This is a genomic window from Pantoea conspicua (assembly GCF_002095315.1).
Lineage (GTDB): Bacteria > Pseudomonadota > Gammaproteobacteria > Enterobacterales > Enterobacteriaceae > Pantoea > Pantoea conspicua.
In genome coordinates this window covers 146386-170945 of the sequence record NZ_MLFN01000002.1, presented here as the reverse complement: position 1 = coordinate 170945, position 24560 = coordinate 146386, and the positions used below count along the sequence as shown (strand labels likewise).

23 protein-coding genes and 2 pseudogenes are annotated in these 24560 nt (G+C 55.4%); 14 read left to right on the top strand and 11 right to left on the bottom strand.

What is annotated here, in order from left to right:
• From HA41_RS01725 to panD, 9 genes are all read left to right on the top strand, one after another.
• Positions 1-226, top strand: a 226-nt coding sequence (locus HA41_RS01725) for a 2'-5' RNA ligase family protein (RefSeq protein ID WP_279627054.1), incomplete at its 5' end; no start/stop codon positions are given.
• 11 nt (positions 227-237) lie between these two features.
• The gene (gene sfsA, locus HA41_RS01720; protein ID WP_094119306.1) at positions 238-942 is read left to right on the top strand and encodes a DNA/RNA nuclease SfsA; all 705 of its coding nucleotides are present in this window, start codon (positions 238-240) and stop codon (positions 940-942) included.
• 248 nt (positions 943-1190) lie between these two features.
• The gene (gene dksA / locus HA41_RS01715) at positions 1191-1646 is read left to right on the top strand and encodes an RNA polymerase-binding protein DksA (protein ID WP_031375735.1); all 456 of its coding nucleotides are present in this window, start codon (positions 1191-1193) and stop codon (positions 1644-1646) included.
• Positions 1647-1719: 73 nt separating this feature from the next.
• The gene (gluQRS, locus tag HA41_RS01710) at positions 1720-2646 is read left to right on the top strand and encodes a tRNA glutamyl-Q(34) synthetase GluQRS (RefSeq protein WP_094119305.1); all 927 of its coding nucleotides are present in this window, start codon (positions 1720-1722) and stop codon (positions 2644-2646) included.
• Between the two features lie 39 nt (positions 2647-2685).
• On the top strand, positions 2686-4104 hold the full coding sequence (gene pcnB / locus HA41_RS01705; RefSeq protein WP_208612732.1) for a polynucleotide adenylyltransferase PcnB: 1419 nt from the start codon (positions 2686-2688) through the stop codon (positions 4102-4104).
• Positions 4101-4586 (top strand): 2-amino-4-hydroxy-6-hydroxymethyldihydropteridine diphosphokinase, encoded by a 486-nt coding sequence (folK, locus tag HA41_RS01700; protein WP_094119303.1) that lies wholly within the window; start codon positions 4101-4103, stop codon positions 4584-4586. Before pcnB ends, folK begins: the two co-directional genes overlap by 4 nt.
• Positions 4587-4669: 83 nt before the next feature.
• Positions 4670-5464, top strand: coding sequence for a 3-methyl-2-oxobutanoate hydroxymethyltransferase (gene panB, locus HA41_RS01695; RefSeq protein WP_094119302.1), 795 nt, complete (start codon positions 4670-4672; stop codon positions 5462-5464).
• 15 nt (positions 5465-5479) lie between these two features.
• Positions 5480-6334, top strand: a complete 855-nt coding sequence (gene panC, locus HA41_RS01690) for a pantoate--beta-alanine ligase (RefSeq protein WP_094119301.1) — start codon at positions 5480-5482, stop codon at positions 6332-6334.
• 42 nt (positions 6335-6376) lie between these two features.
• Positions 6377-6757 (top strand): aspartate 1-decarboxylase, encoded by a 381-nt coding sequence (gene panD / locus HA41_RS01685; protein ID WP_094119300.1) that lies wholly within the window; start codon positions 6377-6379, stop codon positions 6755-6757.
• A gap of 57 nt (positions 6758-6814) precedes the next feature.
• On the opposite strand, the gene HA41_RS01680 is transcribed toward panD, so the two are convergent.
• From HA41_RS01680 to HA41_RS01670, 3 genes are all read right to left on the bottom strand, one after another.
• The gene (locus tag HA41_RS01680; protein ID WP_094119299.1) at positions 6815-7828 is read right to left on the bottom strand and encodes an acyltransferase family protein; all 1014 of its coding nucleotides are present in this window, start codon (positions 7826-7828) and stop codon (positions 6815-6817) included.
• Between the two features lie 416 nt (positions 7829-8244).
• On the bottom strand, positions 8245-9015 hold the full coding sequence (locus HA41_RS01675) for an ABC transporter permease (protein WP_089561393.1): 771 nt from the start codon (positions 9013-9015) through the stop codon (positions 8245-8247).
• Positions 9012-9938: an ABC transporter ATP-binding protein gene (locus tag HA41_RS01670; protein WP_094119298.1), complete on the bottom strand. Its 927-nt coding sequence runs from the start codon at positions 9936-9938 to the stop codon at positions 9012-9014. Before HA41_RS01670 ends, HA41_RS01675 begins: the two co-directional genes overlap by 4 nt.
• 108 nt (positions 9939-10046) lie before the next feature.
• On the opposite strand from HA41_RS01670, the pseudogene can reads away from it, so the two are divergent.
• A pseudogene (gene can, locus HA41_RS01665) lies at positions 10047-10699 on the top strand (carbonate dehydratase).
• Between the two features lie 78 nt (positions 10700-10777).
• Here can and hpt read toward each other — a convergent pair.
• Entirely contained in the window at positions 10778-11314 is a 537-nt protein-coding gene (hpt, locus tag HA41_RS01660; RefSeq protein WP_046289198.1) for a hypoxanthine phosphoribosyltransferase, read from the bottom strand.
• Positions 11315-11549: 235 nt separating this feature from the next.
• Between hpt and HA41_RS01655 the strand changes: the two genes are divergently transcribed.
• A complete protein-coding gene (locus HA41_RS01655) occupies positions 11550-12830 on the top strand; it encodes a cystathionine gamma-synthase family protein (RefSeq protein ID WP_094119297.1) in 1281 nt (426 codons plus the stop codon).
• Between the two features lie 2 nt (positions 12831-12832).
• Here the strand turns inward: HA41_RS01655 and cueO are convergent, their stop codons facing one another.
• Positions 12833-14419 carry a multicopper oxidase CueO gene (gene cueO / locus HA41_RS01650; RefSeq protein ID WP_094119296.1) on the bottom strand — a complete coding sequence of 529 codons (1587 nt, stop codon included), beginning with the start codon at positions 14417-14419 and terminating at the stop codon, positions 12833-12835.
• Between the two features lie 180 nt (positions 14420-14599).
• Here cueO and HA41_RS01645 point away from each other — a divergent pair, with 180 nt between their 5' ends.
• From HA41_RS01645 to speD, 3 genes are all read left to right on the top strand, one after another.
• Positions 14600-14947 (top strand): YacC family pilotin-like protein, encoded by a 348-nt coding sequence (locus HA41_RS01645; RefSeq protein WP_094119295.1) that lies wholly within the window; start codon positions 14600-14602, stop codon positions 14945-14947.
• 105 nt (positions 14948-15052) lie between these two features.
• The gene (gene speE / locus HA41_RS01640) at positions 15053-15916 is read left to right on the top strand and encodes a polyamine aminopropyltransferase (RefSeq protein WP_094119294.1); all 864 of its coding nucleotides are present in this window, start codon (positions 15053-15055) and stop codon (positions 15914-15916) included.
• A 28-nt stretch (positions 15917-15944) separates the two neighbouring features.
• Complete coding sequence (gene speD, locus HA41_RS01635; RefSeq protein WP_094119293.1) at positions 15945-16754, top strand: adenosylmethionine decarboxylase; 810 nt, start codon at positions 15945-15947, stop codon at positions 16752-16754.
• 75 nt (positions 16755-16829) lie between these two features.
• On the opposite strand, the gene HA41_RS01630 is transcribed toward speD, so the two are convergent.
• The 6 genes and pseudogenes from HA41_RS01630 to acnB form a co-directional block, all read right to left on the bottom strand.
• Complete coding sequence (locus tag HA41_RS01630; protein ID WP_094119292.1) at positions 16830-17591, bottom strand: DeoR/GlpR family DNA-binding transcription regulator; 762 nt, start codon at positions 17589-17591, stop codon at positions 16830-16832.
• A gap of 6 nt (positions 17592-17597) precedes the next feature.
• Positions 17598-18610, bottom strand: a pseudogene (locus HA41_RS01625) (D-threonate 4-phosphate dehydrogenase).
• Positions 18570-19841, bottom strand: coding sequence for a D-threonate kinase (gene dtnK / locus HA41_RS01620; protein ID WP_094119291.1), 1272 nt, complete (start codon positions 19839-19841; stop codon positions 18570-18572). The pseudogene HA41_RS01625 and the gene dtnK overlap by 41 nt, the downstream one beginning before the upstream one ends.
• On the bottom strand, positions 19838-20794 hold the full coding sequence (locus HA41_RS01615; RefSeq protein ID WP_094119290.1) for a 2-keto-3-deoxygluconate permease 1: 957 nt from the start codon (positions 20792-20794) through the stop codon (positions 19838-19840). The genes dtnK and HA41_RS01615 overlap by 4 nt, the downstream gene beginning before the upstream one ends.
• Before the next feature lie 280 nt (positions 20795-21074).
• Complete coding sequence (gene yacL, locus HA41_RS01610) at positions 21075-21455, bottom strand: protein YacL (RefSeq protein ID WP_094119289.1); 381 nt, start codon at positions 21453-21455, stop codon at positions 21075-21077.
• 189 nt (positions 21456-21644) lie between these two features.
• A complete protein-coding gene (gene acnB, locus HA41_RS01605; protein ID WP_143807223.1) occupies positions 21645-24242 on the bottom strand; it encodes a bifunctional aconitate hydratase 2/2-methylisocitrate dehydratase in 2598 nt (865 codons plus the stop codon).
• Between the last annotated feature and the right edge of the window lie 318 nt (positions 24243-24560).

Genomic DNA, 24560 nt, shown 5'->3' with positions numbered 1-24560 from the left:
GGCCAGCCTGTTACGGGCGCAGGCCGCCCGGCACGGCTGTCACCAGAGCCCGCAGCCCTTTCATCCGCACATAACCCTGTTGCGCCATGCAACCCAGCCGGTGGCCCTGCCGCCATGCGGTTTTCACTGGCGCTTCCGCGTCAGCCAGTTTTCGCTGTTCGCCTCCGACTACGCGCAGGGCCGGACCCGCTATCGTGCGCTGGCCAGCTGGCCGTTACAGCCTTAATCAGGAACCTTATGTACTTCTCTCCCCCGCTCAAACCTGCCCGCCTGATCGCCCGTTACAAACGTTTTCTGGCCGATGTTGAGACGCCAGAGGGTGAAATCATGACGATCCACTGCGCCAATACCGGTGCCATGACCGGCTGTGCCACGCCTGGCGATCGGGTCTGGTACTCCACCTCAGACAGCGTGACGCGAAAATATCCGCACAGCTGGGAGCTGACCGGGACGCAACAGGGCCACTGGATCTGCGTCAACACCCTGCGCGCCAACCAGCTGGTGGCTGAAGCGCTCGATCAGCAACAGCTGCCCGAACTCACCGGTTATTCGCAGCGGCAGGCTGAAGTGAGATATGGCAGTGAAAAAAGCAGAATTGATTTTCTGCTCAAGGCGCAGGACCGACGCAACTGCTATATTGAGGTGAAATCCGTAACCCTTTTACATGAAGGAAAAGGTTATTTTCCGGATGCGGTGACGGTTCGGGGACAGAAACACCTGCGTGAGCTGGCGATGGTTGCCGGGGCAGGTCATCGGGCCGTTTTGTTGTTTGCCGTTCTGCACTCGGGGATTGAGGACGTTTCCCCGGCGCGTCACATTGACGTGGCTTACGCAGAGCAACTGGTCCAGGCGCAGCGGGAGGGCGTCGAGGTTTTAGCGTATCGGGCGGACTTATCCGCAGCGGGCATGTTTCTTAAAACGCCGCTGAACGTAACCTTGTAATATCTTTTGCAATTTTATGTGGTAAGACTGTTCTGAGCTAAGGCCCAATTACGCTGTTCCTCACAGGCTTGTCAAGGTGTGTTCACGAATAATTGCCAACCCTGACGGCTTCTGTTATTTATAGCGGCCTGTTTTTTTCCCCAATGTGGGATCGATGTACCCCGTAGATGTCAAACAGCAGGCTAGCAGCAACGCACCTGCAAGACGAAAGTCGAAGGGTATAGTGCGTGTTATCCAGGAGAAACAACATGCAAGAAGGGCAAAACCGTAAAACATCGTCCCTGAGTATTCTCGCCATCGCTGGGGTGGAGCCTTATCAGGAGAAGCCGGGCGAAGAGTATATGAACGACGCGCAGCTGACCCATTTTCGCAAGATTCTGGAAGCCTGGCGTAATCAATTGCGGGACGAGGTCGATCGTACCGTATCGCATATGCAGGATGAAGCTGCTAACTTCCCCGACCCGGTTGACCGTGCCGCGCAGGAAGAGGAGTTCAGCCTGGAGCTGCGTAACCGCGATCGCGAACGTAAACTGATTAAAAAGATCGAAAAGACGCTGAAGAAAGTCGAAGATGACGACTTCGGTTATTGCGATTCCTGTGGCGTTGAGATTGGTATTCGTCGTCTCGAAGCGCGTCCTACTGCCGATCTTTGCATCGACTGTAAGACGTTAGCAGAAATTCGTGAGAAACAAATGGCCGGCTAATGCCGCGTCCAGCACGTTGCCACGCAGTGGAACAACCACCGGTTTTTCCGCTGCGTGGTCACGTTTACAGCCTATGACCTCCTCCTGTATCGGCCGCTTCGCCCCTTCCCCGTCTGGTGAACTTCACTTTGGCTCGCTGATTGCTGCATTAGGCAGCTACCTGAGTGCGCGTGCGCAGCAGGGTCTCTGGCGGGTGCGGATAGAAGATATCGATCCGCCGCGTGAAGTACCGGGCGCAGCAACCCGCATCCTGCATCAGCTGGAGCACTACGGTTTAAACTGGGATGGAGAGGTGCTCTGGCAGTCACAGCGCCACGATGCCTACCGCGAGGCGCTGGCCTGGCTACAGCAGCACCGCCAGAGTTATTTCTGTACCTGCACCCGTCGCCGCATTCAGCAGATTGGCGGCTTCTATGATGGCTACTGCCGTGATCGGCAGCGCGGGCCGGAGAATGCGGCGCTTCGCCTGCGGCAGCACAACCCGGTACTGGCGTTTGACGATCGCTTACGCGGCAGCGTGCAGGTGGATCGGCGACTGGCAGAGGAAGATTTTATCATTCACCGCCGCGATGGGCTGTTTGCCTACAACCTGGCGGTGGTGGTTGACGATCATTTCCAGGGCGTTACTGAAGTGGTGCGCGGCGCGGACCTGATTGAGCCCACGGTACGGCAGATTGCGCTCTACCAGCAGTTTGGCTGGCCGCAGCCCGAATATCTGCATCTGCCGCTGGCGCTGAATCACGATGGCAATAAGTTATCGAAGCAAAATCATGCGCCGTCCTTGCCTGATGGCGATGCGCGACCGCTGTTAGTCGCAGCGTTACGCTTCCTCGGCCAGCCGGTTTCCAGCGGCTGGCAGGACTTAACGCAGGACAAACTGCTGTCTGAGGCGGTGTCGCAGTGGAATATCGCTTTGATGCCCCATGACAACGCCCTGAAACCGGATGCAGAGACAACAGCATTCTCAAATCGTTCTCAACAGGCTATGATTAGCCGCTGATTTTACCTACACCCTTTTACGCCACTGTCGAGGTGTCCCATTTTTACCCGAGTAGCTAATTTTTGCCGGAAAGTCCTGAAGCGTGATGAAGAGGAAGCCCCTGCAGAGGTTGAACCAGAGCGTCTTATGACCATCATTCCTCGTGAAAGCCACACCATCTCACGCAAAGACATCAGCGAAAATGCCCTCAAAGTGCTCTATCGCCTGAATAAAGCCGGTTATGAAGCCTATCTGGTAGGCGGTGGCGTGCGCGATTTGCTGCTGGGGCAAAAACCCAAGGATTTCGATGTCACCACTAACGCCACGCCAGAGCAGATGCGCAAGCTGTTCCGCAACTGTCGCCTGGTCGGCCGCCGTTTTCGTCTGGCGCACGTGATGTTTGGTCCGGAAGTGATCGAAGTTGCGACCTTCCGCGGACACCATCAAATGGAAGAGAGCGAGGACGATCGCAACAATTCGCAGCGCGCCCAGAGCGGCATGCTGCTGCGCGATAATATCTTCGGTACCATCGAAGATGATGCCCAGCGCCGCGATCTCACCATCAACAGTCTTTATTACAGCGTCGCCGATTTCAGCGTCCGCGACTACGTCGGCGGCCTGCACGACCTGCAACAGGGCATCATTCGCCTGATTGGCGATCCGGAAACCCGCTATCGCGAAGATCCGGTGCGTATGCTGCGCGTGGCGCGCTTTGCCGCCAAGCTCAATATGAGCATTGCGCCGGAAACGGCCGAGCCGATCCCGCGTCTGGCATCACTGCTGCGTGATATTCCGCCCGCGCGCCTGTTCGAAGAGTCGCTGAAGCTGCTGCAGGCTGGCTACGGTTACAGTACCTACCTCAAGCTGTGTGAATATCAGCTGTTCCAGCCGCTGTTCCCGACGCTGGCGCGCAACTTTACCGAGCAGAGCGACAGCCTGATGGAGAAGATGCTGGCTCAGGTGCTGAAAAACACCGATAACCGCATCCATAATGATATGCGCGTCAATCCGGCCTTCCTGTTTGCCGCCATGTTCTGGTATCCGCAGCTCGAAACCGCAGAGCGCATTGCGCAGGAGAGCGGTCTGACCTATTTCGAAGCCTTTGCGATGGCGATGAACGATACGCTGGATGAAGCCTGCCGCGCGCTGGCGATTCCGAAACGTATTACCTCGCTGATTCGTGATATCTGGCTGCTGCAGTTACGCATGTCACGTCGCCACGGTAAACGCGCCTGGAAGCTAATGGAGCATCCTAAGTTCCGTGCCGCTTATGACCTGCTGGCCCTGCGCGCGGAAGTGGAAAACAACCCGGAACTGCTGCGCCTGAGCCAGTGGTGGGGAGAGTTTCAGGTGGCGGCACCGCCCCATCAGAAAAACATGCTCAACAACCTGGGCGACGATCCGGCACCGCGTCATAAATCGCGCCGTCCACGTCGTCGTCCTTCAGCACCGCGCCGCGACAATCAAAACGCCTCATGACCCGGGTCTACCTCGCGTTAGGCAGTAATCTTGCCGATCCGCTGCATCAGGTTGATGCAGCGCTGAACGCACTGGATGCGTTGCCGTACACGCAACGCATCGCCACCTCCCCATTTTACCGCACGCCGCCCTATGGCCCACCCGATCAGCCTGATTTCCTCAACGCCGCCGTGGCGCTGGAGACCTCACTGAGTGCGGAAGCGTTGCTGGATCATACCCAGCGGATTGAACGCGAACATGGCCGGGTCCGCAAGGCGGAACGCTGGGGCCCCCGCACGCTGGATATCGATGTGATGCTGTTTGGCGAGGCGGTGATTAACAGCGATCGGCTGATCGTGCCGCATTATGACCTGCTGAACCGCGCCTTTATGCTGGTGCCGCTGCTGGCAATCGCCCCTGAGGCCACGCTGCCGGATGGCCGGGCGCTGAGCGCCATTCTTGCGACGCTCGATAGTCGTGATATCCACCTCTGGCGCGCCTGAGCACACAATCTCACATCTTCGATTCCGCTCCTGAACGCTATCCAGTAAACTGCGCCCATCAGGATTTCTGAGTAGAGGTCGCCATGAAACCCACCACAATGTCACATCTGCGTCAGTGGAAAGCCGACGGCAAAAAATTCGCCACGCTGACCGCCTACGATTTCAGTTTTGCCCGCCTGTTTGCCGATGAAGGCATCCAGGTAATGCTGGTTGGTGATTCCCTTGGCATGACGGTACAGGGCCACGATTCCACCCTGCCGGTCACGGTCAGCGATATCACCTACCACACGGCCGCTGTGCGGCGCGGTGCGCCCCTGGCGCTGCTGCTCGCCGATTTGCCGTTCATGAGTTATGCCACGCCACAGCAAACCTTCGACAACGCCGCTCAGCTGATGCGTGCCGGTGCCAACATGGTGAAGCTGGAAGGCGGAAGCTGGCTGGCAGAGACGGTGCGGATGCTGACCGAGCGGGCCGTGCCGGTTTGCGGCCACCTCGGCCTGACGCCGCAGTCGGTCAATATCTTTGGCGGTTATAAGGTGCAGGGCCGTGATGAAGCGGGCGCAGAACAGCTGGTGAAAGATGCGCTGGCGCTGGAAGCGGCCGGTGCGCAGCTGATGGTGCTGGAGTGCGTACCGGTTTCCCTGGCTCAGCGCGTGACCGCTGCGCTCTCTATTCCGGTGATCGGCATTGGTGCCGGTAACGTCACCGATGGGCAGATCCTGGTGATGCACGATGCGCTGGGCGTGACCGGTGGCCACATTCCTAAATTTGCTAAAAACTTTCTGGCCGCGACCGGGGATATCCGTGCCGCGATTCGCCACTATATCGCCGACGTCGAAGCCGGACGCTATCCGGCGGCAGAGCACAGCTTTCAGTAATTCAGGAGAGTAACCGTGTTGATCATTGAAACGCTACCCATGCTGCGCCGGGAAGTGCGTCGCTGGCGGCAGCAAGCTAAGCGTATCGCGCTGGTGCCGACGATGGGCAACCTGCACGAAGGCCATTTAACGCTGGTAGATGAAGCGCGTGCGCGCGGCGATATCGTGATTGTTTCGATCTTCGTCAACCCGATGCAGTTTGATCGTCCCGACGATCTGGCACGCTATCCGCGTACCCTGCAGGAAGATTGCGAAAAACTGAACCGTCATCAGGTTGATGTGGTGTTTGCCCCGTCGCCGGCTGAAGTTTACCCGCACGGCCTGAAGAATCAGACTTTTGTGGAAGTCCCGGTGCTCTCTTCGTTGCTGGAGGGCGAGACACGTCCCGGCCATTTTCGCGGCGTGGCGACCATTGTCAGCAAGCTGTTTAACCTGGTGCAGCCGGACATTGCCTGTTTCGGTGAAAAGGATTTTCAGCAACTGGCTATCATTCGCAAGATGGTGGCGGATATGGGCTTCGACATTGAAATTGTCGGCGTGCCAACGGTGCGCGCCAAAGATGGGCTGGCGCTGAGTTCGCGCAATGGCTACTTAACCACTGACGAGCGCAAGCTGGCACCGGCGCTCAGTCAGGTTATGCATCAGATGGCGGCGCGGCTGGCGAATGGCGAACGCCACATTGAAGAGATTATTGAGCAGGCGAATCAGACGCTGCTGGAGCGGGGATTGCGCCCGGATGGCCTGGCCATCTGCGATGCGGAAACACTGCAACCGCTGACGGTTGACAGCCAGCGCGCCGTGGTGCTGATGGCGGCCTGGCTGGGTAATGCCCGTTTAATCGATAATCAAACTGTGGACCTGACGCAGTAAGCTGCAGGTCATTTTATTCCTCGTCTGACAAGGTTTCTGGCTATGATCCGTACCGTTCTACAAGGCAAATTGCACCGCGTGAAGGTGACACAGGCGGACCTCAACTATGAAGGTTCCTGTGCCATCGATCAGGACTTTCTCGATGCGTCCGGCATTCTGCAATATGAAGCGATTGATATTTATAACGTCACCAACGGCCAGCGCTTTTCTACCTACGCCATCGCCGCTGAACGGGGTTCAAAAATCATTTCGGTCAACGGGGCAGCGGCACGTTGCGCCTGTGAAGGCGACATTCTGATCATCTGTTCTTACGTACAGGTGGAAGAGGCGGAAGCGCGCCAGTGGCAGCCTAAAGTGGCCTATTTTGAAGGCGATAACCAGATGAAGCGGCTGGCTAAAGCCGTCCCGGTTCAGGTTGCCTGATCGAAAAAGGGGCGCCGATCGACCATCGGCGCCCCTTTTTTCATTTCATCCGCGGCGTTAAACCGGTTTAGTGGCGAGCGGTTTAGAGGGTTTTTTCAGGGTAAACAGGAAGTTGAACCAGCCACGTTTTCTGAGCAGGCACAGCGTCCACGGCAGCGCCAGCGCCACCAGGAAAGCCGATATAAATTTCAGATCGTTGACCCAGGCTGACGGGCTTTCAAACTTCACCATCTTGCTGAAGAACTGAATCGCCAGATAGTGCGACAGGTAAAAGACAATGGAATTGACCCCGATATAATAGACCAGCCCCGACTTTAACTTCAGCGCAATCCAGACAAAAAACGGCACCGATAACAGCGCCAGCGGCGACAGTAACGCCGGTAAGTTGCTCTCCAGCACAAAGATATTTAAGCAGGAGAGCAGCACAAAGCTCAGCAGTGAAAGAATGAGCGTCGGACCATGCTGCACCTTATCAGCGATATCAACCTGTTTTCTGACGACGTAATCACCCAGATAGAAGAAGACGAACAAATAAAATGTCTTATTGACGTGGGTATTATCAAAGCTGGCAAAGACGCTGTCAGGATCGATCGCCGGTAACGCCCAGCTCAGCCCCATGCAGACCACGAAAACCAGCAGGAACGGCAGGTGACGGGCAAAAATAATCACTACGAAGAAAATAAACAGCGACTGCAGGAACCAGGTCATATCTCCCCCGCCCGTCAGGTGGGAAAGAATAATGTTCAGCGGTGACTGCGGGGTATTGGCCATTGAACTGAAGACGATCTTTAACCCGCCATAAATAATCACCCAGACCACGAACGGATAAAGAATACTGTGAATCTTATTATTAAAAAAAGGACCCAGCCCTTTTCTGAGGCCCGCATCAACAAATAAGCCTGAGACGAAAAACATCAGTCCTAGTCGAATGGGTGCAAGCATTTCATTTAACAGGCTACTGAAGGCGGTAAAGTGTCCGGCATTATTATGCACGGCGATGGTGCTATGCAAAAAAATGATGGCGAGGATACTCAATCCCCGCAGATTATCGATCCACGTAATACGATTCATCTTTTCCTGCCTTGTATTTAATAGTGGCCCTGATTGCAGGCCATTTTCTTATTGAATACTCAACATTCCCACTTTCTGTCCGTGAGCAGAGGAATAACGTTAATCTGGCGATATTCTGATAACTATTGTACAAATAAACAACAGCCAGCATTTAGTCCAATTCCTAAAAAAATTTTAGCTTTTTAAATCATGGCGATATAAGTAAAGAAGAAATTATTATCAGATAATACTCAGGGTTATCAGCCAGTAGTCGGAATCAGTTCTGCCGCAGCGGAAAGCTAATAATGAAGGGGAAATTTATGATGTTATTAAAACGTTAAACTTAATACTATCAACCAGATTAAGGCGGATGATTTCCAGGCGGACAAAAAAAAGCCACGCTGTTATCACCGCGTGGCTTTATCTTATTTTATTGATCAGGTACGTAATCCGCGCCCGCGCTGAATCAGGGTGTAAACCAGGCCATAGAACACCACGATAAAGGCAATCAATACCGACAGCGTAAATACCAGCGGCACGTCGTTAATGCCGAGGAAGCCGAAACGGAAACCGCTGATCATATAAACGATCGGATTCAGTTTTGAAACGGCCTGCCAGAAAGGGGGCAGCAGCGTCAGGGAATAGAACACCCCACCGAGGTAGGTTAAGGGCGTCAGCACAAACGTCGGGATCAGGCTGATATCATCAAAGGTTCGGGCAAACACCGCATTCAACAGACCGGCCAGCGAAAACAGCACGGCGGTCAGCAGCAGCGTCACCGCCACCATCGTCCAGGAGTGGACATGAAACGGCACAAAGAACAGCGAAATGGCGGTGACCAGAATGCCGACGCAGACACCACGTGCCACGCCGCCGCCCACGTAACCGGCAATGATGATGTGGGTCGGCACCGGCGCCACCAGCAGCTCTTCAATATTGCGCTGAAACTTGGCGCTGAAGAACGACGAGGCCACGTTGGCATAGGCGTTGGTGATCACCGCCATCATGATCAGACCCGGCACGATAAACTGCATATAGCTGAAACCGTGCATCTCACCAATCCGGGAACCGATCAGGTTACCGAAGATGATGAAGTAAAGCGTCATGGTGATCACCGGCGGCACCAGCGTCTGGATCCAGATGCGGGCGAAACGGTTAATCTCTTTGGCCCAGATGCTCTTCAGCGCCACCCAGTACAAATGTGTCATGCTTTTGCTCCTGTTTTTCCCTGCGTCAGGCCGACGAACAACTCTTCCAGACGGTTGGCTTTGTTACGCATACTCAGCACCTGCACGCCCTGCGCACTCAGCTGGCTGAACACGCTGTTCAGGCCCTGCTCGCGCAACACTTCTACTTCCAGCGTGGAGGTATCTACCAGACGGTACTGAAACCCCTCCAGCGTCGGTAATGGGCTGCGCGGCGCCAGATCAAGAATGAAGGTTTCCGATTTGAGTTTGGAGAGCAGCTCTTTCATCGAGGTGTTCTCGACCAGTTCACCGCTCTGAATAATGCCGATATTACGGCACAGCATCTCAGCCTCTTCCAGATAGTGGGTGGTGAGAATAATGGTGGTGCCTTTGGCGTTGAGCTCTTTCAGGAACACCCACATTGAGCGGCGCAGTTCGATATCGACGCCGGCGGTCGGTTCATCGAGAATCAGCAGCTTAGGTTCATGCATCAGTGCCCGGGCGATCATCAGACGGCGCTTCATGCCGCCGGAGAGCATCCGCGCACGTTCGCTGCGCTTGCCCCACAGATCGAGCTGTTTCAGATATTTTTCTGCCCGCTCATTGGCTTCGCGACGTTCAACACCGTAATAACCCGCCTGGTTGACGACGATTTGCATTACCGTCTCAAACGGGTTGAAGTTAAATTCCTGCGGCACCAGGCCAAGCTGACGTTTGGCGTTGACCACATCTTTTTCCAGATCGTAGCCAAACACCCGGACGCTGCCGTCAGATTTGTTCACCAGTGAGCTGATAATGCCGATGGTGGTCGATTTACCGGCGCCGTTCGGTCCCAGCAGTGCATAAAAATCACCGGCCTCAACATTAAGATCGATACCCTTCAGCGCCTGCACGCCGCCGGGATAGGTCTTGGTCAGCCGGGAAAGTTCCAGTGCATATGTCATTCCGAATCCATACCCTGTATTGATGGCAATCTGATGCCGTTTAAATTTGTGAAGCCTTCGCCTATAGTACGCGCACGCACTCTGCGCAGTAACCGGTCGCTCAACGCCATGACAGATATCGATACCCTGATCAGTAATAACCGTGAATGGTCTACATTACTGGTCGAAGAAGATCCCGGCTTTTTTGAGCGGCTCGCCCAGGCACAAAAACCGCGCTTCCTGTGGATTGGCTGTTCTGACAGCCGCGTCCCCGCCGAACGTCTGACCGGACTGGAACCGGGTGAACTCTTTGTCCACCGCAACGTTGCCAATCTGGTGATTCACACCGATCTCAACTGTCTTTCCGTGGTGCAGTACGCCATCGAAGTGCTGGAAGTTGAACACGTCATCGTGTGCGGTCACTACGGCTGCGGCGGCGTGCAGGCGGCGATGGATAACCCGGAACTGGGGTTAATCGACAACTGGCTGCTGCATATCCGCGACCTCTGGTACAAGCATAGCGTGTTGCTGGGGGAACTCCCGCCGGATAAACGTCTGGATAAACTGTGCGAAATCAACGTCGTTGAACAAGTCTATAACCTGGGACACTCAACCGTGCTGCAATCTGCCTGGAAACGCGGGCAAAATGTCTCACTGCATGGCTGGGTTTACGGCATTCATGACGCTGCCTGCGTAACCTTGATGTTACGGCAAACAGCCGTGAAATTCTTGAACAACGCTACCGTCACGGCATCGCTAATCTGCTGAATAGCGACAAATAAGTGGCATCAGGCGCGACACAGCCTACACGAAGCAGATGCTGCTGGCCTTGGAAGAATGTGCGGTGCGGTGTGCGCAACTCAGGATTCGATCGGCACCACTTTGCCGATGTAGGGCAGATGGCGATAGTGCTGCGCATAATCGATACCGAATCCGACCACGAATTCATCCGGAATCGCAAAGCCGACGTACTCTACGTTGACCTCCACTTCACGGCGTTCCGGCTTATCCAGCAGGGTACAGATTGCCAGCGACTTCGGCTGACGCAGCTGCAGAATTTCACGTACTTTGCTCAGAGTGTTACCGGAGTCGATGATATCTTCGACGATTAACACATCTTTGCCACGAATATCTTCATCCAGATCTTTCAGGATTTTCACATCGCGGCTGCTGGACATGCCGCTGCCGTAACTGGAGGCGGTCATAAAATCGACTTCATGCGGAACGTCAATGGCGCGGCAGAGGTCGGCCATAAACATAAAGGAACCACGCAGCAGCCCCACCAGCACCATGTCACTGCCGCTGTCACGGTAGTGGTCATTAATCTCTTTGCCCAGTTCAGCGATGCGCGCGGCGATTGCCTGTTCAGGGATCATCACTTCAACAGTGTGTTTCATTGCTTTCAGCCTGGTTACGTCAGAAAAGCCACGAAGTCTATCATAGTCATTCGCGTGGCGGCTGCGATCGGCGCGAAGCAAACGATACCGTCGCGAAAATTATTGCCGCCCGGCGCGGGGTAGTTGTAATGCGTATTACCTTAGAACTTTCTGGCATTTACCAGCATGATTCGCTGCATGGTAGCCTTTATCCAACATATCATTACTCCACTCGTGCCGCAGGCCGGAGATCACAATGACGTCATCAAGCAAGAAAACCCACATCGGCGACCGTCCGCTGCATCCTGAAACCCAGATGCTCAATTACGGCTACGATCCCCGTCTTTCTGAAGGTGCGGTCAAGCCACCGGTGTTCCTGACCTCAACCTTTGTTTTCGACAGTGCCGAAGAGGGACGGGATTTCTTCGATTACGTATCAGGCCGGCGTGAACCGCCCGAAGGGAAAACCGGCGGGCTGGTCTATTCGCGCTTTAACCATCCCAACAGCGAAATCGTTGAGGATCGGCTGGCGGTCTATGAGCAGGCGGAGAGCTGTTCGCTGTTCTCTTCCGGCATGGCGGCGATCGCCACGGCGCTGCTGACCTTTGCCCGACCGGGTGAGGTGATCCTGCATTCGCAGCCGCTGTATGGCGGCACCGAAACCCTGCTCAGCAAGACGATGCACAATCTGGACATTAAGGCGGTCGGCTTTAGCGACGGTAATGACGAGAACCGGGTTCGTGAAGCGGCACAGCAGGCGATGGCGCTGGGTCGGATCGCGATTATCCTGATCGAGACGCCAGCCAATCCGACCAACAGCCTGGTGAACATCCGTCTGATGGCACGTATCGCCGATGAGATTGACCAGCAGCAGGGCTCACGGCCGATTATCGCCTGCGACAACACCCTGCTCGGCCCGCTGTTTCAGCAGCCGCTGACGCTGGGTGCCGATCTGTCGCTCTACTCGCTGACCAAATATGTGGGCGGTCATTCCGACCTGATTGCCGGGGCGGCGATGGGCAGTAAGAAGTTAATGGCGCAGGTCCGCGCGCTGCGCAGCGCTATCGGCACCCAGCTCGATCCGCATTCCAGCTGGATGCTCAGCCGTTCGCTGGAAACGCTGTCGCTGCGCATGGAGAAGGCATTTCACAATGCCGAGGCGGTAGCTGCCTTCCTGCGCGATCATCCGAAAGTGGCGAAGCTGCACTGGCTGCCCTATCTGGATGCGGAGAGTGCCGAAGGCAAAACCTACCGCGAGCAGTGCAGCGGGGCCGGTTCGACCTTCTCATTTGATATTGTCGGGGGTCAGCCCGCCGCGTTTCGTTTCCTCAATGCGCTGGCGCTGTTTAAGCAGGCGGTCAGCCTCGGCGGCACCGAGTCGCTCGCCAGCCATCCCGGCAGTACCACCCACTCCGGCGTGCCGCAGGCGGTGCGCCAGCGTAGCGGAATCACTGACGCCACAGTCCGCCTGTCGATCGGCATTGAGAATGCAGGCGACCTGATTGAAGATATCCGGCTGGCGCTGGATCAGGCCTGATTTCAGCTGACGGTGAACCCGAGCATCATGCCGGTATCCTCGTGCTCCAGCAGATGACAGTGGGCCATGTAAGCGTGTTCGGCGGTGGCGACGTAATTAAAGCGAACCAGTACTTCGCTGCGCCAGCCGTCGACGTTCACCATATCTTTCCAGCCCTGACGATGCGGTGCCGGTGGCTTGCCGTTCTCTGACAGAATACGGAACTGGGTGCCGTGAATGTGGAACGGATGCAGCATCGCGTCACCCTCGCCGGAAATGGTCCATTTCTCGAACTCGCCCAGCTTCACCGCAAAGGACGGTTTCGTCATATTAAACGCCTGACCGTTGATCTTATTGCCGTTACGGAAATCATAGCCGGCCGGTTGCGCCATGCCGTGCATACTGTGATCCATCGGCTGGTCGTGATCGGTAGCCGGTTTATCGTGCGTCATTGACATGCCGTGGTGGCCGCCCTTGCCCATCGCCTTGTCACCGTAGCGCTGCATCAGCGCCTGCATCCCCAGCTGATCCAGTTGTGGATCCATCATCAGCTGCAGCCAGCGCGTGTTCAGCCCATCGGTTTTCGGCACTGGCGGCAGTGTTGCCAGCTGATCCGGCAGCGTGGCGCTGGCCATCACCCGCAGCGGCAAAATCTGCACCAGCGGCAGCGGCTGGTCGAACGGTGCCAGTGTCATGCCCATCTGCCCGACCGGCAGCGTCACCAGATCAAAGGCTTTGCCATCCGAGGTATCGATCATCACTTCAAAACGTTCGCCTGGCAGCATCGGCAATGACGCCAGCTTCACCGGCTCGGCCAGCAGTCCGCCGTCGCTGGCGATGACATAGAGCGGTCGCTGGTCACTGGCGGCAACATGCAGCGAACGGGCATTGCAGCCATTCAGCAACCGCACCCGCAGCCAGCCGCGCGGCACCGCATGTTGCGGGTACTGCACGCCATTGGTCAGCATCATGTCGCCAAACCAGCCAACCGCCGCGCGCATCACATCCAGCTGGTAATCAATCTGGCTGCCATCTTTGGTCAGCTGTTTATCCTGAAAGATCAGCGGCACGTCATCCACGCCCCATTGGGTCGGCAGCCGCAATTTACCCATCTCGTCATCTTCCAGCAGGATCAGCCCGGCCAGTCCCTGCGCCACCTGATGCCCGGTTTTCCCATGCAGATGCGGATGATACCAGCAGGTCGCGGCCGGTTGATCGGGGGTGAAAGAGACCTGCCGCGAGCCGCCAGGCGCGATGCTGGCCTGCGGGCCACCATCGACGGCGCCCGGGATTTCCAGCCCATGCCAGTGCAGTGTGGTCGCCTCGCTGAGCCGGTTATGAATGTTCACCGTGGCGGGCTTGCCACTTTGCAGCCTGATAGCGGGGCCGAGTAAGTTGCCGTTATAGCCCCAGGTGGGCACTGCCTTACCGTTCCACTCCGTGGTGCCCTGCATGGCGGTCAGGGTGTACTGGCCTCTGGCATCCGGCATCAGCAGTGACGGAATCGGTAACAGCGGCCGGCTGGCGGCCATCAGCGAGCGGCTCCAGAGCGGTAGCGCCCCGGCCGCACTCAGGGCAGCCGAGAGTTTCAGGAATTGGCGACGTTGCATGGTAATCATCCTTGTTGCATGAGAGCAGACAGCCTAAACCCTGACCTTATGGGAAGGTCAAGCATTACCCTCCGGAATCAGCCGAAAAAAGGCGGAGAGCCGCACGGTGCGGCAAATTAATCGAAAACCTGATAGCAACTGTGCTAACGTCATTAACAATATCCATTGAAGAGAACGATTATGAAGCAAAGCTTTAAGATCCTGCTGCTGACGGGACTCCTTGGCTTCTCCTCCACCAGTTTTGCTCTGAGCGAATCCGAAGCAGAAGATCTGGCCGATCTGACGGCGGTGTTCGTCTATCTGAAGAATGATTGCGGCTATCAGGATCTGCCGGATGCGCAGATCCGTAAGGCACTGGTGTTTTTTGCTCAGCAGAACCGCTGGGATTTAAGCAACTACAGCAATTACAACATGAAAGCGCTGGGCGAAGAGAGCTATCGTGACCTGAGCGGCATCGCCATCACCAACGATAAAAAATGTAAGTCGCTGGCGCGCGATTCGCTGAGCCTGCTGGCTTACGTCCGCTAATCCCCCTCTCTCTTCTGCTGGACATTTGACCGTGCAACCACGGTCAGAGTTAGCTATCATGTGCCGCCCATTTTCATGGCGATGTCATCAGAGGAGAGCCCCACCATGGCCCAAAATGAAATGTGGTATGAAACCCTTCATGCCGGTTTTGGTCAGTATTTCACCATCGATAAACAGCTCTATCGTGAGAAAACTGCGCATCAGGATTTAATCATTTTCGAAAATGCCGCGATGGGTCGCGTCATGGCGCTGGACGGCGTGGTACAGACCACCGAGCGCGACGAATTTATCTATCATGAAATGATGACCCACGTTCCTCTGCTGGCGCACGGTGCGGCGAAAAGCGTGCTGATCATTGGCGGTGGTGATGGCGCTATGCTGCGTGAAGTGTCGCGTCATCCACAGATCGAAAAGATCACTATGGTGGAGATTGATGCAGGTGTAGTCACCTTCTGTCGCCAGTACCTGCCGAACCACAGCGCCGGTGCCTATGACGATCCGCGCTTTACCCTGGTGATCGACGACGGCGTTAACTTCGTCAATCAGACCACCGAAAAATTTGATGTCATCATCTCTGACTGCACCGACCCCATCGGTCCCGGTGAAAGTCTGTTTACCTCAGAATTTTATGCCGGCTGCAAAGCGGCCCTTAATGAAAATGGCATCTTTGTGGCGCAGAATGGTGTCTGCTTCCTGCAACAGGACGAAGCGGTCAACAGCCATCGCAAACTGGGTCACTATTTTGCCGATGTCAGCTTCTATCAGGCGGCGATTCCAACCTACTATGGCGGCATCATGACCTTTGCCTGGGCGAGTGACAACCCGGCGCTGCGCCAGCTCGATAGCGCTACCCTGCAGGCGCGTTTTGAGGCCGCTGGCCTGACCTGCCGTTACTACACACCGGCAATCCATACCGGCAGTTTTGCCCTGCCGCAATATCTGTTGAATGCGTTATCTGCCACGCGCTGATGGCACATTTCTAAGGGGGTGAATAAAATTGCAAAAGCTAAAACTACATGGCTTCAACAACCTGACTAAGAGCCTGAGTTTTTGTATTTACGATATTTGCTATGCGAATACTGAAGCTGAACGCGATGGTTATATTGCCTACATTGATGAGCAATATAACGCTAACCGTCTGACCGAAATTCTGACCGAGACCTGCTCGATCATTGGTGCCAACGTGCTGAACATTGCGCGCCAGGATTATGAGCCGCAGGGCGCCAGCGTCACTATTCTGGTCAGCGAAGAACCGATCGATCCGAAAGATATCGATAACTCGGAACACCCTGGCCCGTTGCCGAATTCGGTGGTGGCCCATCTGGATAAGAGCCATATCTGCGTACACACCTATCCGGAAAGTCATCCGGAAGGCGGACTTTGTACCTTCCGCGCCGATATCGAAGTCTCTACCTGCGGCGTGATTTCACCGCTGAAAGCGCTGAATTACCTGATTCACCAGCTGGAATCTGACATTGTGACGGTCGATTACCGGGTACGCGGGTTTACCCGTGACGTGAAAGGGATGAAGCACTTTATCGATCATGAAATTAATTCGATCCAGAACTTCATGTCAGATGATATGAAAGCGATGTATGACATGGTGGATGTGAACGTTTATCAGGAAAACATCTTCCATACCAAGATGTTGCTGAAAGAATTCGATCTTAAGCACTACCTGTTCAACACCCAGCCTGAAGATCTCAGCCCGCAGGAACACAAGCGAATCACCGACCTGCTGTGGAAAGAGATGCGTGAAATTTATTACGGCAGAAATATCCCCTCAGTGGGACTGAAGACGCTGTAATCATGCCGGGCGGCGCGCTGTTCCGACACGCGCCGCTGCTGGCCGCCCTGCCTCATTGATCCCACTTTGCGACGGTTATGCCGTCAGCAACAGGCTAATCCCCCGCTCACGCAGTCCCTGCCGCACAACCTCTTCCAGTCGTTCGTCGGTCACCACATCGGTCAGGCTTTCCAGCGGCGCGGCGCAAAACAGCGACCAGGAACCATATTTGCTGCTGTCTGCCAGCAATATGCGACGGGAAGCATTGGCCAGCAGATCGTGTTTCAGTCCGGCTTTTTCCTCCGTCGGCGTGGTAATACCGCGCTCCAGGCTCCACGAATTACAGCTGACAAAGGCGATATCCGGATTGATGCTGCGCAATAGCCGACGACCATGTTCGCCAATACAGGACTGGCTGGAATCATCAATGCGGCCACCGATAATCGTCACCTCGATCTGCCTGAATTCCGACAAAAACAGCGCAATGTGCAGATCGGCGGTGATCACCCGCAGCGGCAGATGAGTCAGTTGCCGTGCCAGCTCCAGCATGGTAGTACCGGCATCCAGCACCACCGAATCGCCCGCCTGAACAAAACGGGCAGCACAGGTGGCAATCGCCTGCTTTTCGGCCAGATTACGCTGCATTTTCTCCAGCGTAGTCGGTTGCGTGGGAATAAAGCGGTTGAGGGTGACGTCACCATGACTGCGGCTGATTACCCCTTCTTTATCCAGCTTAATTAAATCACGTCGAATGGTGGCCGGTGAGGCGGAGATGGCACTGACCAGCTGCTCAACAGTCACCAGATTATGGCTTTTCAGGTAATCCATAATCTGGTCAAGACGGCTCTGTCCCTTCATATTTCCCTATGCGAGCTGCATCGCGAGTTTGATAGAGATTGTCATGCTCTCAGACTTCGCTTTACCTGTCCAGGCGATATCAAACGCGGTGCCGTGGTCCGCCGAGGTGCGGATAAACGGCAGGCCCGCGGTGATATTAACCCCGTCGTAGAATCCCAGCAGTTTAAGCGGAATATGTCCCTGATCGTGGTACATCGCCACCACCATATCGTACTGCCCTTCCTGACACTGAAGGAATACCGTATCCGGTGGACAGGGGCCCGATACCGCAATGCCCTGCGCCTTCATCGCCGCAATGGCCGGCGCGACCGTGGTGATCTCTTCATCGCCAAACAGCCCGTTTTCACCGGCGTGCGGATTAACGCCCGCCACCGCAATGCGCGGCTGAGTATAGCCGACCCGACGCAGGAAGGTATCCGCCATCCCGATCACCGTCCCGATGCGTGACTGGTTCAGGGTATCGAGGAATTTCCGCAGCGCAATATGGGTGGTGACGTGAATGACTTTCAGCTTATCGGTATAGAGCACCATGCGTAATCACGACTGTTAGTCAGTTTTGCCAGTAACTCTGTGTGACCCGGATAAAGATGGCCCGCCGCATGCAGCGCCTCTTTATTCAACGGAGCGGTGGCAATGGCTTGTACTTCGCCCGCCAGCGCAAGTTCGGCTGCACGCTTTACGCAACGGTATGCCAGATCCCCAGCCTGAGCCTGCACTTTCCCTGGTGCTAGCGATGCGGGATCTTTTAACGGCTCATCAATAACATTGATTACCCCTGGCATAAAGCGTGCCTCCGAAACCCTGTTAATCAGGTGTAGTTCTGAGGGAGGTGTAATCGCTAAAGCCTGGATGCGCTTTAGCGTGAGCAGACAACCAATCACCACGACCTTCGCGCCAGACAGCTCGCCACCGGCCAGGGACTTAAGGATAATTTCAGGACCGATCCCTGCCGGATCGCCCATGGTGACTGCAACGATTTTACTTCCCACTGTACATCTCCTCGATAAAATAAAGTGCATCACGCAGCGTGGTTTGACAGCCAAAACCGCCCGCTTTGGTGATTACCGGCAAGTCGTCAATTTCACTATTAATAAAGGTGCCGCAGGGTATGCAGGGAGCCACTTCCGCATTGATACGATAGCCTTCAGCCCCCAATGCGCGGGCGACAGCAATAGCGATATCGCCGCCCGTCAGAAACAGACCGCCAATCTGCGTATGCGTGATAATACGCAGCGTTATTTCGCCCAGCGCCTGGCTGATACGATCCCCCAGTTGCTGGCGGCTGAGCTGCATCGTCTCGCAAAGTTGCTCAATACGGCGTCGTTCATCACTATCACGGCAGGTACGCAATGCGCAGTGACGGCGGGTTTTCAGCATGGCGATAGCGCGTCCGGCAATCAGCTGGCAAGCGTGAGTGGCGTCTTCCAGCAACATGACTTCGACGTCGATATCCACAATACCCAGCAGATCTTCCTGTTGTGCAAAAGTAATCTGTTGCCGGGTCACTTCGCTCATTGAGCCGGCAACCACCAGGACAGGCAGCCGCTGCCTGTCGCTAAGGTAACTTTCAGCGGGCAACGCATTAGCAAACCCTGCGGCACCGACTAGCAGTAATGATGTAGTGAGGTGGGGAAGAGACTGAGCTAACAAAGCCAGGTCACTTTCCTGCACTGCATCAATAACGACGATACCGCGTTCCTGATGACCCAGCGCCGCCAGCCTTTCGACAAGTTTGCCACTGCGCACAACCGCCAAATCCAATTCATAAACAGGTATCCGGGTCTGCGCCTCAATAAGCGTCCGGATATGTGAAGAGAGGATCGGCGTTTTCGGATCGCTGGCATATTCCGTTTCAGCCAGCGGTACATCGAAGACCCGGCATTGTCCCTGAAACGTTGTTCGTCCCGCAGCCGGAATAGCCGCCGCCACAAGGGCAAGCTGCGCACCACTGGCCTGCATCGCAGCCTCGATCTCTGCGCCGACGTTGCCACGAAACGTTGAGTCAATTTTTTTATACACAACAGGCTGATCAGCGTTGCCGCAAAAAGGATGTAATGCGGTCAACACCTTTTGCCGGGCATCATCAGGTGTCAATGCCCGGCTCTCTGTGTTGATGACCAGCACATCACAACCCCGCGCAGGTTTGTGCTGGTCGCTAAGCAGCACATCGATCCGTGCGCCTTTTTTAGCCAGTTGCACCCCGGTATCATTTGCGCCAGTAAAATCATCGGCAATGACGACCATTTTCATGCAGCATTCTCCTCTCTGGCCGCTTTCGCAGAGATGCGTCTGGCGACCCATGAACTGAGGACAGGGGTCAGGATCGCCGTGGTGATAACCGAAGCCGCAATCAGGGGGGCTGCCGCCGCTGCAACCGCTGCCATCGAAGGATCAGCCTGGGCTATGGCCAGCGGTGTCGCCACGGCATTACCCGCTGTGCTGGAGGCTGCTGCACCCGCAATGCCAGAGCCACCCACCAGGCGATCGGCCCGAATATTAAAAAATCCGCCCACAAAGGTCGTGATGAACCCTAAAAGAATGCCAGCCAGTCCGCCCTGAAGAAGCATTTCCAGATTGATGCCAGCCCCTAAGGCAAAAGCGAAGAAAGGGATCAAAAGCGGGCCGCCTTTAGTGAGAAATTCACGCATATTCTGATCAAGGTTTCCGAGTAGCATACCGACCAGTAATGGCACCAGCACGGCGACCAGAGCCATCAGCGGAATATTGGCCATACCGGCCGCCCCCAATGCGATCAGAGTAAAGAAGGGTCCATCGTTCAGCGATAATACGGAGATAGCACCGACATCCCGCTCATTGCCAAACTGGCCTACCAGCGCAGCATACAAGCCTCCGTTAGAGTTACTCATTGCTGCAATAATGGCGACGCCGGTCAGGCCAAAAATGCCCTCAGCCCCGAACAGATGTTCGACCCCCAGACCCAGTGCAACCGCAACCAGCAATTTAGTCAGCGTTATGGTTCCACCCTGTAACAGCGCATGAGGCGCAGCTTTAAAACTGATGCCTGCACCCATGCACAACAAAAATGCGCCAATCAATGTCGCTGCGCCATTTTTAAACAATGCAGTCGTGAAACCGCCAATATTCAGCGCTGCAGGATAAAAGGTGTTTATCAACGCACCGATAACCAGCGGGATGACCATCATCCCTCCCGGGACTTTTTCTATTGCCGCCTTTAGTTTCATATTACACCCAGAATGATTTTAAATAGTCAAAATGATTGTAATAGATCAAATAAAAACAAATGTGAGGTCGGTCGCAGATAAATAATAATCAAACTGATTAATTTCGCTCATCTGGTCATGCAGGTTACAACCTGGAGCCAGACCCGGCGATCCTCAACAGAGCGGGTAAGAAGAGACAGAGAGACAGGAATGGGGGTAATGAAAACCGAATCAGCATGAAGCGCACCCGGCGAAAATAAGCAGGTGCACTTAAAGGGAGCGGGGTTAACAGGCCGAAAAGTTATGCCCGGCTTTTATTACCGTACTGATTCACGAACTGGCGATAGGCGGCGATCACCAGCAGGAAATCTTCAATGCCGCAGAATGAGAGGCTCTCTTCGTCGTAGTAGTTCATCCCCTCTTCCATGCCGTCATCTTCCAGTGCCAGCAGGTTGGCGCGGATCATCACCTCTTCCTCATCCAGCAGGATGGTGTACTCGCTGCCGACACGCTGCCATTGCCGCACGCTGCCTTTCACATCTTCGATGGCGGCCTCGACTTCATCCAGCAGGCCAGGATCGTCTCTGACCTCTTCATTGAACCAGTGACCGACCGCTTCGTGATCCATCGACATGCGCACCTTAATCTGGCCGGTCACATCGCGTAAAAATTCATATTCCATCGCCCGTTCCTCTCTACATCATCGCGTCACGTTATCAGTGTCAGCGCTGCCTCAACGGCAAAGTGTGACAAGTGGCGCATTATTGCAGGCTGTCCGGCGAAATCCAGCTTTTCATCGCGCCGGTTGCCGTCGCACAGACGAAAAAAAGGGGCGAATCATCGCCCCTTTTTATGGCTACCGGTCAGTGAATCAGACTGCAGTCTGGAAAATCACGCCGTCAGCTTTGTCGGTGTACTGCGCCAGCTGGTCAAAGTTGAGATAGCGATAGGTGTCGCTGGCAGTTTTATCCACCTGCGCCATAAATTGCTGATACTCATCCGGCGTTGGCAGGCGACCTAACAGTGAGGCCACTGCCGCCAGCTCGGCTGATGCCAGGTAGACGTTCGCGCCGGTACCCAGACGGTTCGGGAAGTTACGGGTTGAGGTGGAGACCACCGTCGCACCGTCCGCCACGCGTGCCTGGTTACCCATGCAGAGTGAACAGCCTGGGATCTCGATACGCGCCCCGCTCTTACCGAATACGCTGTAGTAACCTTCTTCGGTCAGTTGCGCCGCATCCATCTTGGTTGGCGGAGCCACCCACAGACGGGTCGGTAACTGGCCTTTATGGCTATCCAGTAGCTTACCGGCTGCACGGAAGTGACCGATGTTAGTCATGCACGAGCCGATGAAGACTTCATCGATCTTCTCACCCTGCACATCAGAGAGCAGACGGGCATCATCAGGATCGTTAGGTGCGCAGAGGATCGGCTCTTTAATATCCGCCAGATCGATCTCAATCACCGCGGCATATTCCGCATCCGCATCCGCTTCCAGCAACTGTGGATCCGCCAGCCATTTCTCCATCCCTTCAACACGACGTTCCAGCGTACGACGATCGCCATAGCCTTCAGCAATCATCCACTTCAGCAGCACGATGTTGGAGTTCAGGTATTCAATAATCGGGTCTTTATCCAGCTTGATGGTACAGCCCGCCGCTGAACGTTCCGCTGACGCATCTGACAGCTCAAACGCCTGCTCGACTTTCAGATCCGGCAGACCTTCAATCTCCAGGATGCGGCCAGAGAAGATGTTTTTCTTACCTTTCTTCTCAACGGTCAGCAGACCCTGTTTGATGGCATACAGCGGGATGGCATGAACCAGATCGCGCAGCGTAATGCCTGGCTCCATTTTGCCTTTAAAGCGCACCAGTACCGATTCCGGCATGTCGAGCGGCATCACGCCGGTCGCGGCGGCAAACGCCACCAGGCCAGAACCCGCCGGGAAGGAGATACCGATCGGGAAACGGGTATGGGAGTCACCACCGGTACCGACGGTATCCGGCAGCAGCATACGGTTCAGCCAGCTGTGAATGATGCCGTCACCCGGACGCAGCGACACACCGCCACGGTTCATGATGAAGTCTGGCAGCGTATGGTGCGTGTTCACATCCACCGGCTTAGGATAAGCTGCGGTGTGACAGAATGACTGCATCACCAGATCGGTCGAGAAACCGAGGCACGCCAGATCTTTCAGCTCATCACGGGTCATCGGACCGGTGGTATCCTGCGATCCCACTGAGGTCATTTTTGGTTCGCAATAGGCGCCCGGACGGACACCCTCGACGCCACAGGCGCGGCCGACCATCTTCTGTGCCAGCGAGAAACCGCGGGTGCTCTCCGCAACATCTTTCGCCTGACGGAATACGGTGCTGTGCGGCAGACCCAGCGACTCACGCGCTTTGGTGGTCAGGCCACGACCGATGATCAGCGGAATACGGCCACCGGCGCGTACTTCATCAATCAGCACTTCAGTTTTCAGTTCGAAGCTGGCCAGCAGTTCGTTGGTCTGATGGTTGCGCACTTCACCTTTGAAGGGATAGATGTCGATGACATCGCCCATGTTCAGGTTGTTCACATCCACTTCGATCGGCAGTGCGCCGGCATCTTCCATGGTGTTGAAGAAGATCGGGGCAATTTTGCTGCCCAGCACCACGCCGCCGCCTTTTTTGTTCGGCACGTTCGGGATGTCGTCGCCCATAAACCACAGCACCGAGTTGGTGGCGGATTTACGTGAGGAACCGGTACCGACTACGTCACCCACATACGCCAGCGGGAAGCCTTTGGCCTGCAGCGCCTGGATCTGTTTAATTGGGCCAACGTTGCCTGGCTCATCCGGCTCAATGCCTTCACGGGCATTTTTCAGCATCGCTAACGCGTGCAGTGGGATGTCAGGACGTGACCAGGCATCCGGCGCCGGAGAGAGGTCGTCGGTGTTGGTTTCGCCGGTGACTTTGAACACGGTGACGGTAATCTTTTCTGCCAGTTCTGGCCGTGACAGATACCATTCCGCATCGGCCCACGACTGCATCACCTGCTTCGCGTATTCATTGCCCGCTTTGGCTTTCTCTTCCACGTCATAGAAGCTATCAAACATCAGCAGCGTGTGTGAGAGGGCTTTGGCCGCGATCGGTGCCAGTTTGTGGTCTTCCAGCGCCTCGATCAGCGGATGAATATTATAACCGCCCTGCATGGTGCCAAGCAGTTCAACCGCTTTTTCAGGAGAGATCAGAGGAGAGGTGGCTTCGCCTTTGGCGACAGCGGCCAGGAAACCCGCTTTAACGTACGCCGCTTCATCGACGCCGGGTGGAACACGGTTGACCAACAGATCGGTCAGAAATTCTTCTTCACCCGCAGGTGGATTTTTTAGCAGTTCAACCAGCGCGGCCATTTGGGAAGCATCTAAAGGCTTAGGTACGATCCCTTCTGCGGCACGCTCGGCAACGTGCTTACGGTATTCTTCTAGCACGACGTTATCCTCGCTCTCATTATGTAGGGCTTTCCGACCACCTTGCTCACTTATGGAGAACAACCTTGCCTTGTGATGTCCAGGTTGAGGTGCCCGGTTTCGCGGAGGGCAGAATAGCAGGATTTCGGGTGTTTGTTAATCTGTTTACAAAAATACAACATTAAAAGCATAACCCTTTCTGCCGGTTTACTGCCGCCAGCCATCGCTTCTCCGGACAGCAAACCGGCCCGGGAAGCGCACCATCGCGCCGCTGGAAAAGGTCACCCCGCGTTGACCTGCCGGTCAGGATTTAGCCCGCTATGATTTCTCTGAAATGTA

Coding starts and splice junctions, on each gene's coding strand:
- sfsA (WP_094119306.1), top strand. CDS start 238: ATGTACTTCTCTCCCCCGCTCAAACCTGCCCGCCTGATCGCCCGTTAC.
- dksA (WP_031375735.1), top strand. CDS start 1,191: ATGCAAGAAGGGCAAAACCGTAAAACATCGTCCCTGAGTATTCTCGCC.
- gluQRS (WP_094119305.1), top strand. CDS start 1,720: ATGACCTCCTCCTGTATCGGCCGCTTCGCCCCTTCCCCGTCTGGTGAA.
- folK (WP_094119303.1), top strand. CDS start 4,101: ATGACCCGGGTCTACCTCGCGTTAGGCAGTAATCTTGCCGATCCGCTG.
- panB (WP_094119302.1), top strand. CDS start 4,670: ATGAAACCCACCACAATGTCACATCTGCGTCAGTGGAAAGCCGACGGC.
- panD (WP_094119300.1), top strand. CDS start 6,377: ATGATCCGTACCGTTCTACAAGGCAAATTGCACCGCGTGAAGGTGACA.
- HA41_RS01680 (WP_094119299.1), bottom strand. CDS start 7,828: ATGAATCGTATTACGTGGATCGATAATCTGCGGGGATTGAGTATCCTC.
- HA41_RS01675 (WP_089561393.1), bottom strand. CDS start 9,015: ATGACACATTTGTACTGGGTGGCGCTGAAGAGCATCTGGGCCAAAGAG.
- HA41_RS01670 (WP_094119298.1), bottom strand. CDS start 9,938: ATGACATATGCACTGGAACTTTCCCGGCTGACCAAGACCTATCCCGGC.
- hpt (WP_046289198.1), bottom strand. CDS start 11,314: ATGAAACACACTGTTGAAGTGATGATCCCTGAACAGGCAATCGCCGCG.
- HA41_RS01655 (WP_094119297.1), top strand. CDS start 11,550: ATGACGTCATCAAGCAAGAAAACCCACATCGGCGACCGTCCGCTGCAT.
- cueO (WP_094119296.1), bottom strand. CDS start 14,419: ATGCAACGTCGCCAATTCCTGAAACTCTCGGCTGCCCTGAGTGCGGCC.
- HA41_RS01645 (WP_094119295.1), top strand. CDS start 14,600: ATGAAGCAAAGCTTTAAGATCCTGCTGCTGACGGGACTCCTTGGCTTC.
- speE (WP_094119294.1), top strand. CDS start 15,053: ATGGCCCAAAATGAAATGTGGTATGAAACCCTTCATGCCGGTTTTGGT.
- HA41_RS01630 (WP_094119292.1), bottom strand. CDS start 17,591: ATGAAGGGACAGAGCCGTCTTGACCAGATTATGGATTACCTGAAAAGC.
- dtnK (WP_094119291.1), bottom strand. CDS start 19,841: ATGAAAATGGTCGTCATTGCCGATGATTTTACTGGCGCAAATGATACC.
- HA41_RS01615 (WP_094119290.1), bottom strand. CDS start 20,794: ATGAAACTAAAGGCGGCAATAGAAAAAGTCCCGGGAGGGATGATGGTC.
- yacL (WP_094119289.1), bottom strand. CDS start 21,455: ATGGAATATGAATTTTTACGCGATGTGACCGGCCAGATTAAGGTGCGC.